General features: G+C 67.8%; 10 protein-coding genes and 1 riboswitch. Of the genes, 6 read left to right on the top strand and 4 right to left on the bottom strand.

The window, feature by feature from the left end; all coding sequences use genetic code 11:
- The first annotated feature begins 195 nt into the window (after positions 1-195).
- From RQI28_RS10875 to RQI28_RS10885, 3 genes are all read left to right on the top strand, one after another.
- Complete coding sequence (locus tag RQI28_RS10875) at positions 196-3,606, top strand: DEAD/DEAH box helicase family protein (protein WP_404976897.1); 3,411 nt, start codon at positions 196-198, stop codon at positions 3,604-3,606.
- Positions 3,607-3,619: 13 nt separating this feature from the next.
- A complete protein-coding gene (locus RQI28_RS10880) occupies positions 3,620-4,408 on the top strand; it encodes an enoyl-CoA hydratase-related protein (protein ID WP_311222153.1) in 789 nt (262 codons plus the stop codon).
- Between the two features lie 137 nt (positions 4,409-4,545).
- Positions 4,546-5,736, top strand: a complete 1,191-nt coding sequence (locus RQI28_RS10885) for an acetyl-CoA C-acyltransferase family protein (protein ID WP_311222154.1) — start codon at positions 4,546-4,548, stop codon at positions 5,734-5,736.
- A gap of 151 nt (positions 5,737-5,887) precedes the next feature.
- On the opposite strand, the gene RQI28_RS10890 is transcribed toward RQI28_RS10885, so the two are convergent.
- On the bottom strand, positions 5,888-6,136 hold the full coding sequence (locus RQI28_RS10890; RefSeq protein ID WP_311222155.1) for a DUF3297 family protein: 249 nt from the start codon (positions 6,134-6,136) through the stop codon (positions 5,888-5,890).
- Positions 6,137-6,424: 288 nt separating this feature from the next.
- On the opposite strand from RQI28_RS10890, the gene RQI28_RS10895 reads away from it, so the two are divergent.
- Entirely contained in the window at positions 6,425-6,898 is a 474-nt protein-coding gene (locus RQI28_RS10895; protein ID WP_311222156.1) for a hypothetical protein, read from the top strand.
- A 90-nt stretch (positions 6,899-6,988) separates the two neighbouring features.
- On the opposite strand, the gene RQI28_RS10900 is transcribed toward RQI28_RS10895, so the two are convergent.
- The 3 genes from RQI28_RS10900 to RQI28_RS10910 form a co-directional block, all read right to left on the bottom strand.
- Positions 6,989-7,333 (bottom strand): hypothetical protein, encoded by a 345-nt coding sequence (locus RQI28_RS10900; protein WP_311222157.1) that lies wholly within the window; start codon positions 7,331-7,333, stop codon positions 6,989-6,991.
- Positions 7,334-7,426: 93 nt separating this feature from the next.
- A complete protein-coding gene (gene metH, locus RQI28_RS10905) occupies positions 7,427-10,165 on the bottom strand; it encodes a methionine synthase (protein WP_311222158.1) in 2,739 nt (912 codons plus the stop codon).
- Between the two features lie 32 nt (positions 10,166-10,197).
- A riboswitch (S-adenosyl-L-homocysteine riboswitch) is annotated at positions 10,198-10,300 on the bottom strand.
- Positions 10,301-10,337: 37 nt separating this feature from the next.
- Entirely contained in the window at positions 10,338-11,093 is a 756-nt protein-coding gene (locus RQI28_RS10910) for a hypothetical protein (RefSeq protein ID WP_311222159.1), read from the bottom strand.
- Positions 11,094-11,649: 556 nt separating this feature from the next.
- Between RQI28_RS10910 and RQI28_RS10915 the strand changes: the two genes are divergently transcribed.
- Positions 11,650-15,969, top strand: a complete 4,320-nt coding sequence (locus tag RQI28_RS10915; protein ID WP_311222160.1) for a WGR and DUF4132 domain-containing protein — start codon at positions 11,650-11,652, stop codon at positions 15,967-15,969.
- Positions 15,966-19,442: a DUF4132 domain-containing protein gene (locus RQI28_RS10920; protein WP_311222161.1), complete on the top strand. Its 3,477-nt coding sequence runs from the start codon at positions 15,966-15,968 to the stop codon at positions 19,440-19,442. The genes RQI28_RS10915 and RQI28_RS10920 overlap by 4 nt, the downstream gene beginning before the upstream one ends.
- The last annotated feature ends 32 nt before the right edge of the window (positions 19,443-19,474 follow it).

Raw genomic sequence — 19,474 nt, forward strand, 5'->3', positions numbered from 1 at the left:
AAAAAATATTGTTCAAAAACAATGACTTATATAAGCTATTTAAAGCAATTTTTCCCATGCAAGGCTTTAGATAGCGGTTTAAACCCATTACAACAACGGGTTGGATACCAGTGACTGGATGACAAAGAGGGAGTCCCCGTGAGCAGCGCCCTATCGAATTTCGCCTTCCTGCAACCCGACTGGCCCGATCTGCTGATGGAGGCCCGCCGCGCCGAGGCCGCCGCCCACGCCGACCCGCGCACCGCCTGCTTCTACGCCCGCCGCACGCTGGAGCTGGCGGTGGCCTGGCTGTACCAGGCGGAAGGCGGCCGGGGTGGCAGCCTTCGCATGCCTTACAAAGCCGATCTGTCAGCCTTTTTATTCGAGCCCAGTTTTCAGCAACTGGTAGGCCCTGCGGTGCACGCCAAGATGGATGTGATTCGCCGCCTGGGCAACCAGGCAGTGCACCACGCCCGGCCGGTGCCGCCGCAAGACGCGCTGGCCGCGCTGCGCGAGCTGTTCCATGTGGCCTTCTGGCTGGCGCAGCACTACGCGCGCCGGGTGTCTGACCGGCCCGCTGTGGCGCTGCAGTTCCGCGCCGATCTGCTGCCCCGGCCTGCCGCTATCGACACTGCCCATGAGCAGGCCGCCAGCCGGGCAGCGCAGGCCGCTGCACAAGAGGCACTGGCTAAGCAGGCCCAAGCCCTGGCCGAGCGTGATGCCGCACTGCGTGAAGCGGCCACCCGCAATGCCGAGCTGGACGCAGAGCTGGCCCGCTACCGCGCCGAGATAGCCGCGGCCAAGGCCGCCAACGCCGCACAGCCCGCACAAGCCCACGACTACAACGAGGCCGCCACGCGCGACCTGTTCATCGACCTGCTGCTCAAAGAAGCCGGCTGGGCACTGAACCAGTCACGCGACCGCGAGTTTGAAGTCCAGGGCATGCCGAACGGCGAAGGCAAAGGCTTTGTCGACTATGTGCTTTGGAGCGGCGAACAACCGTTGGCCATCGTGGAAGCCAAGCGCACCCGCCGCAGTGCCAAAGAGGGCGAACAGCAGGCCCGCCTGTACGCCGATTGTCTGGAAAAGCGCACCGGCCACCGCCCCGTGATCTACGGCACCAATGGCTACGAGCACTGGATGTGGGACGACACCACCAGCCCGCCGCGCCCAGTACAAGGCTTTCACACACGCGATGAACTGGAGCTGATGGCCCAGCGCCGCACCATGCGCAAGCCGCTGGCCGGCCTGCCCATTGCGGCGGGCATTGTGGAGCGCCACTACCAGCAGCGCGCCATCCGCCGCATTGCCGAAACGTTTGAGCGCGACCAGCACCGAAAGGCGCTGGTGGTGATGGCGACCGGTGCGGGCAAAACCCGCACGGTGATTGCGTTGGTGGATTTGCTGATGCGCGCCAACTGGGCCAAGCGCGTGCTGTTTCTGGCCGACCGCGTCGCGCTGGTGAACCAGGCGGTCAACGCCTTCAAGGCCCACCTGCCCGACGCTGCGCCGGTGAACCTGGTGACAGACCGCGCCACTGAGGGACGGGTCTACGTGTCCACTTACCCCACGATGATGGGACTCATCAACGAGGGCGCGGGGAGTAAGCAACGCCGCTTTGGCATAGGCCACTTCGACCTGATCGTGGTGGACGAGGCGCATCGCTCCATCTACCAAAAGTACCGCGCCATCTTCAGCTACTTCGACGCCCTGCTGGTGGGCCTGACGGCTACGCCCAAGGACGAGATCGACCGCAACACCTACAGCCTGTTCGATCTGGAAAGCGGCGTGCCCACCGATGCCTATGGGCTGGATGACGCGATTGCCGAGGGCTACCTGGCCCCACCACGAGCCATCTCGGTACCGTTGAAATTCCAGCGCGAAGGTATTCGCTACAACGACCTGAGCGACGACGAAAAAGAACAGTGGGACGCACTGGAGTGGGACGAAGAAAGCGGTGAAGCACCTGATGAGGTGAGTGCAGAGGCCGTGAACCAATGGTTGTTCAACACCGACACGGTGGACAAGATGCTGGCCCTGTTGAGGGAGCGCGGCCACAAGGTGGCGGGGGGCGACCGCCTAGGCAAGACCATCATCTTCGCCAAGAACCAGAAGCACGCCGAGTTCATCCAGCAACGCTTTGATGCGAACTACCCGGAGTATCGGGGCGAGTTTGCGCGCACCATCACCTTCAAGACCGAATACGCGCAGTCGGTAATCGACGACTTTGCGCAGAAAGACCGCGCGCCCCACATCGCCATCTCGGTGGACATGCTGGACACTGGCATCGATGTGCCCGAGGTGGTGAATCTGGTGTTCTTCAAGATCGTGCGCTCCAAGGCCAAGTTCTGGCAGATGGTGGGGCGCGGCACACGGCTGTGCAAAGAGCTGTATGGGCCGGGGCAGGACAAGAAGGATTTCTTCATCTTCGACTTCTGCCAAAACCTGGAGTTTTTCAGCCAGGAACTGGAAGGCAGCGAAGGCGCGCTGGCGCAGCCGCTGTCGCAACGGCTGTTCAATGCCCGGCTGGAGCTGATTGGCCTGCTGGACCAGCGCCAAACAACCTACGGCGTGGCCGAAGAAGCGCTTCAGTCGCCTGTGCTGACCGAAGCTGCCATTCGCAGTGACACCGCTGCGCTGCTGCAAAGCATGGTGGCGGGCATGTCACTAGCCAACTTTGTGGTCCGCCCGCAGCGCCGGTGGGTAGAGGCATGGGCACAGCCTGAAGCCTGGAGGCGACCTACACCGGAACAACTGTCCGACGTGGCTACGCACCTGTCAGGCCTGCCCACAGCGGTGCGGGATGACGACGAGGACGCCAAGCGCTTTGACGCGCTGCTGCTGAGCACGCAGCTGACCCTGCTGCGCAGCGAACCCGGTCTGGACCGCCTGCAAACCAAGGTGCAACAACTGGCGAGCAGCCTGCTGGAGCTGGCCAATGTGCCCAGCGTGCGCGAACACCTGCTGCTGATCGACGCCGTGGCAGGTGACGAATGGTGGCAGGACGTGACGCTGCCCCTGCTGGAGCAGGTGCGGCGCAAGCTGCGCAGCCTCATCAAGCTCATCGAGAAAAGCAGCCGCAAAGTGGTCTACACGAACTTTGCAGATGCCATCGGTGAGACAACTGAAGTGAATTTGCCTCTGGTCGCCAGTGCGGTAGATTTCGAGCGTTTTCGCGCCAAGGCCAAGGTCTTCCTGCGCGCCCATGAAGACCGACTGGCACTGCACAAGCTGCGCCGCAACCAGCCCCTGACCGCTGCGGACCTGCAAGAGCTGGAAGGCCTGCTGCACGAGGCAGGTGGCACGCACGGTGACATCCAGCGCGCCGTTGTGCTGCACAACAGCCTGCCGGTGTTTGTGCGCTCTTTGGTAGGCCTGGACAGAGACGCAGCCATGGCCGCATTTGCCAATCTGATTGCGGCAGGTACTGCCAGCGCCAGTCAACTGCAGTTCGTGGAAGAAATCGTGCAACACCTGACGGAGCACGGCGCCATGCCCGCAGCGCGGTTGTACGAGTCACCGTTTACCGATATCCACGTCCAGGGGCCTGACGGTCTTTTTGACGTACAGAATGTGGAGCAGCTTTTCTTCGCCTTGGAACAATTCGAGTTGCCGAAAGCGGCTTAGAAAGAAACGCCATATGCAACCTACCAGCATCGCCCCTTTGCAGTTTGATCGCACCGGCGCCATCGCCACCCTGCGGTTCAACCGCCCCGACGCACTCAACGCCGTCGACGTGCCCATGGCCTGCGCCTTGCGCGACGCCGCCCGCAGCATCGCCGCCGACCCCAGCGTGCGCGCCGTGGTGCTGTGCGGCGCGGGCAAGGGCTTCATGGCGGGGGGTGATCTGGGCACGTTGCGCGCGGACCCGGCGCAGGGCGCAGCCGACCTGCTGGGCCCGCTGAACGAAGCCGTCACGCTGCTGTCTTCCATCGACACGCCGGTGATCGCCCAGGTGCATGGCGTGGCGGCAGGCGCGGGCATGAGCCTGATGCTCCTGGCCGATTTCATCCTGATGGCCGAAGGCACGCGGCTGAACCTGGCATACATCAACCTGGGCACCAGTTGCGACGTGGGCGCGTCGTGGACGCTGCCGCGCCAGGTCGGGTTGCGCCACGCGCTGGAGATCGCGCTGCTGGGCGACACGCTCACCGCCGATGACGCGCTGCGTCTGGGCCTGGTCAACCGCGTGTTGCCTGCAGCCGAGCTGGAAGGCGCTGTGCAGCAACTGGCCGAGCGCCTGGCGGCCGGCCCGACCGTGGCGCTGGGCCACATGCGCCGGCTGATGCGCACGAGCTTCGACCGCGACCTGACCGAGCAGTTGGCGGCCGAGACCCGTGCCTTCCAGGCCTGCGCCCGCACGGCCGACCTGCCTGCCGGCATCGAGGCATTCTTCGCCAAGGCCAAGCCGCAATTCCAGGGTCGCTGAAGCGCACCGCGCGGGCGGCCCTGACACGCAGGCGCCAGGCGGGCGGCGCCCGCTGGCCTACCATCACAGGCTGCGCCTCAAAGCCCGCCGGCCGCCGGCAGGCCCTCTGTTTCTCACCCCCTTCGGAGCCCTTCGCCATGACCCACCGCGACGTCTTCATCGCCAGCATCGCCCGCACCGCCATCGGCACTTTCGGCGGCGCGCTCAAGGACATTCCCAACACCCAACTGGCCACCACCGCTGTGCGCGCCGCCATCGAACGCAGCGGCCTGCCGGCCGACGCCATCGGCCACGTGGTGATGGGCAACGTCATTCCCACCGACACGAAAGACGCGTACCTTGCGCGCGTGGCCGCCATCGACGCCGGCTGCCCGGTGGAAACGCCCGCCTTCAACGTCAACCGCCTGTGCGGATCGGGGTTGCAGGCCATCGTGTCGGCGGCGCAGGCCATCGCTTTAGGCGACTGCGACGTGGCCATCGGCGGCGGCAGCGAATCGATGAGCCGGGGCCCCTACTTCGACACCGCCGCGCGCTGGGGCGCCCGCATGGGCGACGCGAAGAGCATCGACTACATGCTGGGCATCCTGCACGACCCGTGGCAGAAGATGCACATGGGCATCACCGCCGAAAACGTGGCCGAGCGCTACCGCATCAGCCGCGAGCAGCAAGACCAGCTGGCCGCCGAAAGCCAGCGCCGCGCGGCTGCCGCCATCGAGGCGGGCTACTTCAAGGAACAGATCGTTCCGGTCGACATCCCCGGCCGCAAGGGCGCGGTGACGCTGTTCGACACCGACGAGCACGTGCGCGCCGCCACCACGGCCGAGGCGCTGGCCGGCATGAAGCCGGCGTTCAAGAAAGACGGCGGCACCGTGACGGCGGGCAACGCCTCGGGCATCAACGACGGCGCCGCGGCCGTGGTGCTGGTGGCGGGCGACCGCGTCGCCGCGCTGAACGCCCGGCCGCTGGCGCGCCTGGTTGGTTACGCGCATGCCGGCGTGGACCCGGCCTACATGGGAATCGGCCCGGTACCCGCCACGCGCGCGGTGCTGCAGCGCACGGGCCTGAAGATTCAGGACATGGACGTGATCGAAGCCAACGAGGCCTTCGCCGCCCAGGCCTGCGCGGTGATCCAGGAACTGGGGCTGGACCCTGCCAAGGTCAACCCGAACGGCTCGGGCATCTCGCTGGGCCACCCCGTGGGTGCCACGGGTGCCATCATCACCACCAAGGCGATTGCCGAGCTGCACCGCACAGGTGGGCGTTACGCCCTGGTGACGATGTGCATCGGCGGCGGGCAGGGCATTGCGGCGGTGTTCGAGCGGGTGTGAGGCGGCAGCCAGGCATCGATACGAAAGTTCAAGCCTTTTTGGCCTGTAGCGCTTGATGGATAAGCGCTAGCAGCTATCAAAATGATAGCGATCAAGATGAAAAGCCTGCAGCGCCACCACGGCATCGCGTGGCGTTGCAGGCAGGCGCTGCTTACTTGTAGAACGCTTCCACCGTGCCCTTGAGCGTGATCATCAGCGGCCTGCCCTTGCGGTCCACCGTCTTGCCAGCGGGCACTTTCACCCAGCCTTCGCTGACGCAGTATTCCTCGACGTCGGAGCGTTCCTTGCCATTCAGGCGGATACCGATGTCGTGCTCGAACACGGCGGGAATGTGGAACTTGCTGCGCGGATCGACGGACAGGTGGTCGGGCAGTTCGGGGCGTTGCGTAGCGTCGGTCACAGCGGTCTTTTCTCTCTACTAGGGGTACGAAAAACGGGGCGGGGCCAGGTCCGCCGATTGTGGGGCCACGGGTGTTGATCTCAAAAACTACTGTTTTGATAGCAATGAATTGAAGTCTACCAAGCGGTAGGCAGCAAAAACACGCATGTTCATGACTTTGCGCCGATACTGCCCCCGGCAGTTTCGAGGTGTAGGCGGCTTTGCGGTGGTGCGCATGGCCGACCATCCCGAGGCCTGCGATCTGGCTCAGGAATAGATCGTGAATGCGTTGCTTGAAGGGACATGTCCATGCGCACCATCGTCTTCGCCTTGTCGTTCGTGATAGCCGTTGTGCTGGTGATGTCGGGGCAGCAGTGGACCCGGGGTACTCCGGGCGCGAGCACATTCGCTGCTCTTTCTCTCTTCAAGGTGCTGGGCTGGCTCGCCTGCATGGTGGCACTGCTGGCCTTGCTGGGGTACCGCCCCGCGCGGGGCGCCCGTGCGCCTGGACTGCACTGGATCACCGAAGGCCTGCGTGACAGGGCGCCTTTGCTGGCCATGGTCGGGTGTGCCGCAATCATCCTGCACATGCTCATCGGCAGCGTGAGCAGCGGCTCCATCGCCTCCCTGATGAGATACCCCGTGAAATGGAACACTCACCCAACGGCGTTCACCATCCATTTCATCCTGTGGGCGTCTTTGGGCGGGCTGTTGGGCTGGCGCCTGCCCCGCAAGATGCTGCGCAAGTATCAGCAGACCGAAAAGGATGAGTGGGCGGATTGACGCGGCTGCGGCCGGCGCGGCCTGCGGGTGTCCGCGTCGATGGACGATCTTCGACAGAACGCGGTCACCGCGTTCCTGCCGCAGCCCGCCTCAGTCCTTGAAGTGCCACCAGCCGGCGATGAGGCTGATCACGAACCCCACCGCTCCAACCGGCAGCGCCGGGGACAGGATTTCGCCCCAGGTACCGCGCATTCCCGAACCGATGGCCCCCACCACCATCAGTCCGATGCCGGCCACAAAAAGACAGAGAAGTCCCAAGCCCTTCATGCCGTCCGAGCCGTCGCTGTCGCTGACGCGGAACCAGCGGACCAGCACCATGGGGATGGCGGCGACTGCGAACATCCAGCTGGGAACAGAGTTTCCAGGACGCGCGTCCCAAGACAACAGGACCGCTGCCACGGCGACGAAAAACAAGACGGCCAGAACGCTTTTCATGGGTTGGATGATCTTGAGACTGGGCGCGGACTCAAGGCCATGGATGGCGACCCACGCTGGTCGCGTCCCATGGCTGTCGGCGCCGCAAACGCATCACAAATTCGGCGCCAGCAGCCGCGCCAGCACGGCCTCGTCCATGCCCCGCCGCGCGGCCATGTCGTGCAGCTGGTCTTCGCCGATCTTGCCGACGTTGAAGTACACGCTGTCGGGGTGGCCCAGGTAGAAGCCGCTCACGCTGGCGGCCGGCATCATGGCCAGGCTTTCCGTCAGGGTCATGCCGACCTCGCCGCACTGCAGCACGTTGAACAGCTCGCTCTTGGCGCTGTGGTCGGGGCAGGCCGGGTAGCCGGGCGCGGGACGGATGCCCGCGTACTTTTCGGCAATCATGTCGTCGTTGCTCAATGCTTCGCCGGCAGCGTAGCCCCACAGGTCGGTGCGCACGCGGTGGTGCAAGGCTTCGGCAAAGGCTTCGGCCAAGCGGTCGGCCAGGCTCTTGAATAGGATGGCGGAGTAGTCGTCCAGCGCGTCGATGAACGCCTTTTCCTTCTTCTCGATCCCTAAGCCCGCCGTCACGGCGAACATGCCGGCATAGTCGGCGATGCCGCTGGCCTTGGGCGCGACGAAGTCGGCCAGGCAGCGGCTGGGCCGGGTCACGCCGTCGATGGTGTGCTTTTCGGCTTGCTGGCGCATGCCGTACCAGGTCATTGCGACCTCGGTGCGCGTCTCGTCGGTGTAGAACTCGATGTCGTCGTCGTTCACGCTGTTGGCGGGGTACAGGCCCATCACGCCGCTGGCGGTGAGCCAGCGGCCTTCGATGATCTTTTTCAGCATGGCCTGCGCGTCGGCGAACACGCGCATGGCCTCTACGCCCACGACCTCGTCGGTCAGGATGGCGGGGTACGGCCCGGCCAGGTCCCAGGTCTGGAAGAACGGGCCCCAGTCGATGTAGCGGGCCAGCTCGGCCAGGTCGAAGTTCTTGAACACGCGCCGGCCCAGCGCGCGCGGCACGGTGGGCTTGAACGCAGCCCAGTCCACCGGGGTCTTGTTGGCGCGGATCTTGGCCAGCGACCACAGCGGGGTCTGCTTCTTGTTGGCGTGCTGCGTGCGCACCTTGTCGTAGTCGGCGTTGAGTTCGTCGACATAGTTCTGCACGCCGTCGCCCAGCAGGCTCTGCGCCACGCTCACGCTGCGCGATGCGTCGGGCACGTAGACCACAGGGCCTTCGTAGTGGGGCGCGATCTTCACCGCCGTGTGAACGCGGCTGGTAGTGGCGCCGCCGATGAGCAGCGGGATCTTCTTGATGCGGAAGTGGTCGTCCTTTTGCATCTCACCGGCCACGTACTGCATTTCTTCCAGGCTCGGCGTGATCAGGCCCGACAGGCCCACGATGTCCGCCCCTTCGACCTTGGCGCGCGCCAAAATTTCGTGGCAGGGCACCATCACGCCCATGTTCACCACCTCGAAGTTGTTGCATTGCAAGACGACGGTGACGATGTTCTTGCCGATGTCGTGCACATCGCCTTTGACGGTGGCGATGATGATCTTGCCCTTGCTGCGCACGTCGCGCCCGGCCAGCTCGTCCTGGCGCTTTTCTTCCTCGATGTAGGGGATCAGGTGGGCCACGGCGGACTTCATCACGCGCGCGCTCTTCACCACCTGGGGCAAGAACATCTTGCCGGCGCCGAACAGGTCGCCCACGATGTTCATGCCGTCCATCAGTGGGCCTTCGATCACGTGCAGCGGGCGCCCGCCCTTGGCCAGCACGATCTGGTAAGCCTCTTCGGTGTCTTCGACGATGAAGTCGGTGATGCCATGCACCAGCGCATGCGACAGGCGCTCACCCACGGTCTTGGGGGCCTCGGGCGTGCCGCGCCATTCCAGGCGCTTGCTCTCGTCCTTGGCACCGCTCTTGGCGGTCTCGGCCACCTCGACCAGGCGCTCGCCCGCATCGGGGCGGCGGTTGAGCACCACGTCCTCCACGCGCTCGCGCAGCGTGGGCTCCAGGTCGTCGTACACGCCGACCATACCGGCGTTGACGATGCCCATGTCCATGCCCGCCTTGATGGCGTGGTACAGGAACACGGTGTGAATGGCCTCGCGCACCGGGTCGTTGCCGCGAAAGCTGAAGCTCACGTTGGAGACGCCGCCCGAGACCTTGGCGCCGGGCAGGCTCTGCTTGATCCAGCGCACGGCCTCGATGAAGTCGACCGCGTAGTTGTTGTGCTCCTCGATGCCGGTGGCCACCGCGAAGATGTTGGGGTCGAAGATGATGTCCTCGGGCGGAAAGCCCACCTCGTCGACCAGCACACGGTAGGCGCGCTCGCAGATCTCGATCTTGCGCTCGTAGGTGTCGGCCTGGCCCTTCTCGTCGAAGGCCATGACCACGGCAGCGGCGCCATAGCGGCGCACCAGGCGTGCCTCGTGCTTGAACTTGTCGATGCCCTCCTTCATGGAGATGGAGTTGACGATGCCCTTGCCCTGCACGCAGCGCAGGCCGGCCTCGATCACCTCCCACTTGGAGCTGTCGACCATGATGGGTACGCGCGCGATGTCGGGCTCGGAGGCAATGAGCTGCAGAAAGCGCACCATGGCCGCCTTGCTGTCGAGCATGGCCTCGTCCATGTTGATGTCGATGACCTGGGCGCCGTTCTCCACCTGCTGGCGGGCGACGGCCAGGGCTTCTTCGTACTGCCCGTTCAGGATCATGCGGGCGAAGGCCTTGGAGCCGGTGACGTTGGTGCGCTCGCCGATGTTGACGAACAGCGTGCCCTCGCCAATGGAGACGGGCTCCAGGCCGGACAGCTTCATGGGAGGGACGGAAACAGCGGACATCAGGCTCACCTGTGCAATCGGTTCGGGGATGAAACAGGTGAGCGTCGTTGGGTGCAAGGCCACTGCCAGCCCGAGCCTGACGCCGCCATGTCCTTGATCGGGAATTGGGCGGGCGCTGCAACGCTCCTCGGGGGCGGCGAATTTTAAGCGCCGCCGCACCCCGCGCGGTTTTTCAGCGCACCGGCAGGAACTGCAGAAAGGTGCCGCCCATCAGCCCCTGCACGTAGCTGATGGCCGCGCGCCGGTACTTCTCGGCCACCACGCCGGCCAGCAGGTCCAGCCGGGCGATGACCTTGCCGAACTCGCGCTCGAAGCTCAGGTTGCGTGCATCGGCGGTGATTTCGTCGGCCAGCAGCAAAGGCCTGCCCGCCGCGTCGCGCCGCTGCGCGATCAGCCACACGGCGCTTTCCACGTTGCGCGCGGCGTTGTAGAGGTGCTGCGCGTCCAGGCTGTCGATCAGGAAGAACTCGGTCTTGCCGCCATGCGCGGTGACGATCATGTCGGCCGTGGCGTAGATGACCGCTGCCACGCGGTCGCCGGTGAATTCAGGGCTGAGCGCCAGGGCCAGCGCGGCAATGTCCTGGCGGCCCTGCAGCGGCGGCCAGGCCTCGCGCTGCTCGATGGCGGTGCGCACGCGCTGGCCCGCCAGGATGCGGCCCGGCAACTGGCCGGGAGCCTGGCCCTTGCGCCATTCGGCCGGGTTGCGGCGGTAGAGCTTGTCCATCAGCAGATAGAGGCTGTCCAGGTTGGCGCGCATGCCCAGCGTGGCCATGCGGTTCACGTCGGACTGCGCCAGCTCGGTGGGCGCCACGGCAGCGGCCTGCACTTCGCCGCGCGCGGTGGGCGCGGGCGTGCCGCAGCCGGCCAGCGCGGTTGCGGCGAGCGCGCAGCCCTGCCCCAGCAGGCATCGGCGGGAAGGAAAAGGCATCAGCATGTGCGCCGCATTATCGACACGCCCGGCCCGCGCACTGCCTTCTGCATAGCCGGCTAAGAATCGTTGAAAAACTTATCAGCGCGCAGGAACTGCACCACCGCCAGCAGGCGGGCGAGCCCCTGGTGCCGCTGGACGGCAGCAAGGCCGCGAAGCATCGCAAGATGGCCCTGCCCGGCGCCGAGTCGGTACCTGGACGCCGCGCGCCGCTACCTGGCGTGGGAAACCGGGCTGATCCGGACTCCTTGCCATGCGCACCTCTTTTGCTTCCCGTCGCTCTTGCGCTGCCCACCGCGGCGGCCTTCCTTCTTTTGCTGGCGGGAATCGCGCATACCGACGCCACGCTCGACAAGATTGCCAACGGAGTCACCGGCCGGGCTGCTTTTCCATCAAGGTCTTGCATGCCGTGACGGCCATTGGACCGTTTCTGTTGCTACATTTTCTGACGCTTCCGCTTGCTATGGCGTCACGCTTGCCCACTATGCTTGCCTGCTTCTGCGGGGCAGGCTGTCCCCGGGGTCCCTGGCATTTCTGACAAAGGAAGAGCAAAGGCATGCGTCGTTTCGAGCTGATCGAGGGCAATTCCAGCAAGTTCTGGGAAATTGAGCAGGCAGGCAGTGAACTGAACATCCGATGGGGCCGTATCGGCACCGCGGGCCAGAGTCAGACCAAATCCTTCGACGATGGCCCCAAGGCCGCCACCGCGCTGAACAAGCTGGTGAGCGAGAAGACCAGCAAGGGCTACAAGGAGGCTGGCGTGGCGGCCGAGGCCAGCATCGGCAAGACCGAGGCCCCGCCCCAGGTGAAGTCACCCGCGCCTGCGGCGCAGGCCGACAAGCGGGCCCAGACCAGTGTGCCAACGGCGAGCCGCGCGGCTTCTACCCCTGCGGCGGCGGAGCCGGTCCCGCCCGCCGAAAGCCTCGATGCGCAGTGCGAGCGTGCCTACGAAGCCGCGCGCCTGCAGATCGCCGACGGCACGCTCAAGGTGGGCGAGAAGCTCTCGGCTGCCGGGCTCAAGCGGCAGTACGGAGTGAGCGAGCAGGGCGCGGCCATGGCCTTCGACCGGCTCAAGTCCAGCGGCGTGATCTATGGCTGGGGCGCCACGGCCGAGGTGCGTGAGGACTCGGCCGAGTACGCCCGCAAGATGGGTGACTGGGCCGCGGCGATGGCGGCCCATGCGGCCGCGGCGGGCTCCGGCGCCTCGGGGCCGGCCTGCGACGATCCGGTGCCCGAAGGCATGCCGCCCTGGCTGGCGCAGGGCGAGCCGCTGCGGATCACGCCTGAGATGCAGGTCGCGGCCTTTGCCTCGCGCCGTTTCCCCAAGGCCGTGAGGTCCACCAGCCCGGCGGCGGCCTGGCTGCTGGTCAAGCAGAAGACGCAGGCCACCCTGGACATCAGCGCCAGCGACGCCGCCTTGCGTGCTGCCGCGCAGCGCGTGCTGGACCGTCTGCAACTCATCGAGCCGCCCGAAGATGCCGAGGCCGACGCGCTGCTGCTGAGCTTGGCGCTGCACACCACCGGTTACTACGGCGACAGCGAGCCCGGTGAGGCGGTGGTCGACTATCTGGTCGCGCGCTACGGCCTGCCGCGGGCGGTGGACATCTGGCTTGCCGCGCAGCGCGTGCAGGTCAAGACCGATTACGACCACAAGACCAAGACGCGCAGCAGCAGCCTCGCGTCTACCGTGACCCATGCGGTGAGCAATGGCTGGCGCGGCCCGCTGGGCCAGGCCGAATCGGCCCTGCGCAGTCACCTGGCCGCGGCCGGCGAGGCCGACTGGACCACCTGCGCCGACCGCATCGAAGCCGCCTTGCCGCAACTGCTGCCCGCTCGCCAGCCCGTGCTGGCGCTGCTGCTGCCGGACCGGCCCGAGCTGTCGAACGCCCTGGCGCTTCGCCTGGGTGCCGAGAAGGACACGCCGGAGACGCTGCACTGGCTGCTGCTGACCGCCACCGACCCGGCGGCCATAGCGCAGGCGGCGAAGGTGCGCACCAGCTATTCCACCAGCTTCTGGGGCCACACGCAGATGGTGGCCACCGCCGTGCTGGAGCGTGGCGTGGAGGCCATCGCCGTGCTGGAAAAGGGCGCCGCCACCGACGAAGCCGGGGACGCGCTCGCCGCCATCGGCATGCCCGAGGCGGTCACGGCGCTGGCCAAGGTGGCCAGCAGTTCCAAGAGCGCGCTCGCGCGCCTGTCGCTGGCGGTGGACCGCTGGCCCCAGGCGGCTTTGGTCGCGCTGTCGCGTCTGGTCGCCGCCGGCGGCAAGGACGCCGGGCTGCTCACGCCCAGTCTCACTCGCCTGCTGCGCGCGCACGCCGGCCTGGTGGACGGCCTGCGGCCTTGGCTGGACGCGGGCGCGCGGGCCGCCATCGAGCGGCAGCTGGCGCTGCTGGAAGGCCCGGCGGACGTGGCGGATGCCGCAGAGCTGCCCGGCGTGCTGGCGGCACCGCCCTGGCTGGCCAAGGTGCAGAAGAAGGCCGCGGGTGTCTTCACGCTGGAGCCGCTGGCGCTGGAGCCGGTCGAACAATGGGCGCCCGGTGCGCGCGACGCCGTGCGGCAATCTGTCACCTCGTGGCAGGCCCAGCGCTACGCCACCGCGCGCGCCGACGTGCAGGTGCTGCTCAAGGAACTGGGCTTCGAGGCCAAGGCCAAGAAGATGGCGGAGGAAGAGCAGCTCAAGCTGCTGCAGGCGGCCTACGAAACACAGGACGATGTCGATGACGCGCTGATCCAGGGCATCGTGCAGCGCAGCGAGAGCCGCGAGAAGGAACTGCTCGCCACCACCCAGGACCCGATCCTCGACGCGGCGCGTGAAGGCATCCGCAGCGGCAACGCCGCCCAGCTCATCGCTGCCTGGCGCGCCATGCTGGCGGGGCGCAAACAGCAGCGCTATTACTTCTTCTGGTTCGCGGGCGACTTCGTCACGCAGCTGCCGGAGCCCTTGGGCGTGCCCTTCTGGAACGCGGTGGCCGGCGAGGCCGAGACGCAGGGCGTTGAATTCGTCATGGCCCATTTCGGCCTGCCGGCGCTGGCGGGCCTGCAGGCAGTGGTGCGCACCAAGCCGGGCGAGAACCTGGCCGTGGCGCTGAACTACGGTGCCGTACCGTTGGCCGCGCCAGCGGCGCGCGCCTTCGCCAAGCTCAAGTCCACCCGGGAGGCCGGCCGCGCCTGGCTGCTCAAATACCCCGAACACGCGGCCTGCGGCCTGATCGCGCCGGCGCTGGGCAAGGTCGGCGAGGCGCGCGACTGCGCGGGCTCGGCCCTGCGCCTGCTGCAGGCCCAGGGCCATGCCGACTTGCTGCTGGACGTGGCGGCACGCTACGGAGATGCTGCAGTGGTGGATGCGCTGCGCGCCGTGCTGGCTGAAAGCCCGCTGGACCGCTTCCCGACCAAGCGGGTCAAGCTGCCTCCGTGGTGGCAGCCCAGCGGCTGGCGCCGGCCTGTGCTCGCCAACGGCAAGGCCCTGCCCGACGAGGCTGTGGCGCACCTGGGCCAGATGCTCACGTTTCCCACCAACGAAGAGGTCTATGGCGGCATCGCCGTGGTGAAGGAGGCATGCCAGAGCGATTCGCTGGCCGACTTCGGCTGGGACGTCTTCAGCGCCTGGCTCGAAGCCAGCGCGCCCGGCAAGGAGAACTGGGCGCTCACCGCTCTGGGCCTCTTCGGCAACGACGACGTGGCGCGCAAGCTCACGCCCTTCATCCGCACCTGGCCCGGCGAGGCCGCGCACGCGCGCGCCGTCACGGGACTGGACGTGCTGGCCGCCATCGGCACCGACGTCGCGCTGATGCTGCTCAACGGCATCGCGCAGAAGGTCAAGTTCAAGGGCCTGCAGGACAAGGCGCGCGAGAAGATCCATGCCATCGCCGAGGCGCGCGGCCTGAGCACCGAAGAGCTCGAAGACCGCCTGGCGCCGGACCTGGATCTGGACGAGCAGGGCACGCTGCGGCTGGATTTCGGTGCGCGCGCCTTCAAGGTCGGCTTCGACGAAACGCTCAAGCCCTATGTTCGAGAGCTGGACGCGCACGGTACGCCCGGTGCCCGCCTGCCCGACTTGCCCAAGCCCAAGAAGACCGACGACGCGGCCATGGCGAAAGAGGCGACCGAGCGCTTCAAGCTGCTCAAGAAGGACGCGCGCACCATCGCCAGCCAGCAGCTGCTGCGCCTGGAAGTGGCCATGTGCACGCGCCGGCGCTGGACGCCGCAGGTTTTCCGTGCGTTCCTGGTCGAGCATCCGCTGGTGCGCCATCTGGTGCAGCGCCTGATCTGGGGCGTGTACGACGTGCAGGACGGTGGCAGCTACGGCGGCGGGCTGAAGGCCTGTTTTCGCGTGGCCGAAGACGGCAGTTTCACCACGGCTGACGACGACGCCTTCGACCTGCCCGAAGGCGACAACATCCGCATCGGCGTGCCGCATGCGCTGGAACTGCCCGCTGCCGACGCCGCGGCCTTCGGCCAGGTCTTTGCCGACTACGAACTGCTGCAGCCCTTCGCGCAGATCGGCCGCGACACCTACACGCTGAGTGACGCCGAGCGCGAGGCCGACAAGCTCGAACGCTGGAAGGGCGCCAAGGTGCCCACGGGCCGCGTGCTGGGTCTGGTCAACAAGGGCTGGCGCCGCGGCACCGCACAGGACGGCGGCGGCATCTGGTACTTCCTCAAGCCGGTGGGCGCGAGCAAGGTGATCGAGCTGTACCTGGACCCCGGCATCATCGTCGGCATGGTCGACGAGTACCCCGAGCAGGAACTGGGCGAGATCAAGGTCGGGCCGTCCGGCAGCTGGGGCGAGATCCAGAAGCCCGAAGCCTTCAGCGCGCTCGATCCGATTTCGGCCAGCGAGTTGATCCGCGACCTGGAGGCCCTGCGGGCATGAGCGCGGGGCCGCCTCCCTCCGTGTCGGGCGCATTCGCGCTGCCGCCAGAGTTGCGCGCCGCGTTGCCGCCCGGCGACCCCGAAGCCAGGGCGCTGCCCAAGGCCAGCCAGATCACAGCCCTGCGCAAGCGCGTGCTCGACAAGGGCGCGGCCTTCTTCCTGCACGCCGAGCTGCCCGCGCCGCTGAGGGTGCAGCCTGCAGATATGCGCGCCTGGCTGGAACAACAGCTGGAGGCGGCCGATGCGCGCCTGATGGGTCTGGCGGTGCAGTGCTTTCGCCAGCAGGCCGGCAGTGGCAGCGACGATCCCGCAGAGAGCCTCGTCCATTGGCTGGTGCTGCAGCACGGCTTGGCGCTGGCCTTCCAGACCCTGCTGCAGGCCGCGCTCTGGCGCTGCGAACCCGGCCAGTTGCTGTTGCGGCAACACGGGCCTTTGCCGCAGTGGCGCCATGCCTTGAGCGGCGGCCCTCCGGGCTCGCTGTGGCAGATGCGGGGCCATTGGCTGCAGGCCGAGTCGTCCGTGCGCGCCGACTGCCTTGCGCAGTTGAAGGCCGGCTGGCTGCAGTTGCCGCTGCATGCGCGAGCCCATTTCGCCATGGCGCTGCCGGGCCTGCAGCCGATGGCCCAGGGCCTCATCGACGACGCCTCGGCCGAGCAGCGCGAACGCACCGGCGCTTGGTTGCACTGGGCCGCCGGCCATGCGCTGACCGAGATCGCCGGCAATGGCGTGCCATTGCTGGGCCAGTCGAGCCTGCTGGCGCTGCTGGTGCGCGAGCACGGCCCGGCCCTGCTGCCGACGCTGATCGCCGTGAGCGCAGCGCAGCGCGACGAGGCCCTGGGCTGGGCGCTGGCCGCGTACGACGACGTGCCGGCCTGCGCCGCGCTGGCACGTCTGGCGGCCCGCGACGCGCGCAGCGCCAAGGCCCTGCGCTGGGCCTGCGAGCAATGGCCGGAAACGGCCTTGCATGCGCTGCTGCAGGTGCTGGACGACGGCACGTTGCCAAAGGGCGGCGCGGCGCGCCTCACGCCCTTGCTGCGCACCCTGGCCGGCCTGCTGGGGGAGCGCCTGCCCGCGCTGATGCAGGCGCTGGCAGCGCCCGCGCGGCGCCTGCTCGCGCCCATGGTCGATGCCGCAGGTTCGATGGGAGAAGCTGCGCCCCGCGAGCAGTGGCCGGCCGTGCTGGCCGATCCACCCTGGACGCGCCCCGCCGCGCCCGTGCCAGCGCCGCTGCCCGGGCTGCCTGTGCCCGAACTGCCTCCCGTGCAGGACTGGGGCCGCGAGTCGCGCGAGGCCTGGATCGAACGCGACCGGCCGTACGTCTACACCCAGCCCGGTGAGGCGGAAAAGGCGCTGGCCGAATGGCTCGCGGGCTGGACGCCGCAGGCCGTGGCCCAGGCCGACAGCGAGCCCGCGCTGGCACAGCGCCTGATCGATGAGTGGCGGCGCCAATCGGAAGACGCAGACCCTGCGCGCCGCTCGCATGGCCAGTTCGTGGCCGTCCACGCGGCCCCTAGCTTGCCGCCCCGCCTGGCGGTGGCTTTTTGGAATGGCGTGGTCAGCGAGCTGAGCCAGCCGCGCGCCGGTGGCATCGTCGCGCGGCATGGCGTGGCCGCATTGCCGGGCCTGCTGAACGCCATGCGCAACGGCGAAGACGAACACTGTGCCGCCCAGTACCTTGGCGCGGTGGAACTGGCGCCGCTGATGGCGCAGGCCCTGGCCCGCCGGCCGGCCCGACGTGCCATGGTGCGCGACTGGCTGCGGCGTTTTCCTGCCCATGCCGCCGCCGGGCTGCTGCCGGCCGCTTTGGGCGAGGCCGGCGAGCCGCGCGAGCAGGCCCGTGCAGCGCTGCGCACACTGGCTGCCATGGGGCAGGCCGATGCGGTGCGCAACGCTGCACGGCGCTACGACCGGGCCGACGTACTGACCGCAGCCGAAGCCCTGCTGTCGCAAGACCCGCTGCAGGACTTTCCTGCGCGCATCCACGCGCGCAGCAAGCTACCCGCGTTCTGGCAGCCGGCCGGTTGGCGCCGTCCGCGCCTGCGCGAAGGGGGAGCCGCGTTGCCCGAAGAGGTCCTGCATCCCCTGGGCCTGATGCTGAGTTTCGCGGCCGACCTGCCGCAGCGCTACGCGGGCCTGGAACAGGTGTTGGCCGCCTGCGAGCCGCAGAGCGTGGCCGATTTCGCCTGGGACGCCTGCGCGGCCTGGGAAGCAGCCGGCATGCCCGCGCCGGGCAGCTGGGCCGTGCGCGCACTGGGTGTGGTGGGCACCGAGGACACGGCACGCCAACTGGGCGCGCTGGCGCGTCGCTGGAGCGCCCCGGGCGCGGGCGGCACGGCCACGCGCATCGGCTGGGTGCTGGAGGCGCTGGCCCGCCTGGGCAGCGACGCGGCGCTGCTGCAGCTGGACGCGCAGGCCCGCCGCAACCGCATCGTGGCCGTGCGCGAGCAGGCCGCGCTGCGCCTGGCCGAAGCCGCCGAAGCGCGCGGCCTGAGCCCCGAGCACCTGCAGGACCGTGTGGTGCCCGACCTGGGCCTGGACGCGCGGGGCAGCCTGCGGCTGGACTTCGGCCCGCGCCAGTTCGTGGTTGGCTTCGACGAAGCCCTGGTACCCCATGTGCATGATTGGGTGGATGGCCGCGCCGGCCCTCGCCTGGCCAGCGCGCCACGACCGCGTGCGAGCGACGACCCGGCGCTGGCGGCCGACGCCGTGGCCCGCTTCAAGGCCCTGAAGCAGGATGCCGAGACGGTGGCGAGCCAGCAGCCCGCGCGACTGGAGCGTGCGATGTGCGAAGGCCGGCGCTGGTCGCCCGAGGCCTTTCGCCCGTTCCTGGCCGGCCATCCGCTGATGCGGCACCTCGTCGAGCGGCTGGTGTGGGGCGTGGTGTTTGACGAAAAGCTGCCGCCCGGCCAGCTGCCCGTGCTGCAGGGCGCCTTTCGCGTGAACGCCGAAGGCGGGTGGGTGGATGCGAAGGACGACGCTTTCGTGCCGCCCGCCGAAGGCCCGGGCGCCAGCAATGCCGACCGACGTCCCTGGTTTGTGGTGCTGGCCCATCCGTTGCAGCTCGATGCGCCGCAGATCGCGGGCTTCACGCAGCAGCTGAGCGACTACGAGCTGATCCAGCCCTTCGAGCAACTACAGCGCGCCGTGCATCGCCCCACCGAGGCCGAACAGAACCAGCGGGCGCTCACGCGGTGGGCCGGCAAGCAGGCCTGGCCCGGCCCGCTGTGGGGCCTGGAGGCGCGCGGCTGGCTGCGCGGCCATGGTGATGGCGGCATCTACACGCATGCCGTTCGCCGGCTGCCGGGCGGCGGCGCGCTCACGCTGCACTTCGGGCCGGGCCTGGACCGCCAACAGCGCAGCGACCGCGACCAGGCGCAGACCTTGGGCGAGCTGCACCATGGCGGACCGCTGTCGGGCCTGTCGCCCCTGGCCTTCAGCGAAGCGGTGCGGGACCTGGAATCCATCGCGCGCTGACCCCCTTTCTTTTCAAGACCTTCACCTGCAAC

The organism is Acidovorax sp. WCS2018Noco2-16 (assembly GCF_031843945.1).
Classification (GTDB): domain Bacteria; phylum Pseudomonadota; class Gammaproteobacteria; order Burkholderiales; family Burkholderiaceae_C; genus Paracidovorax.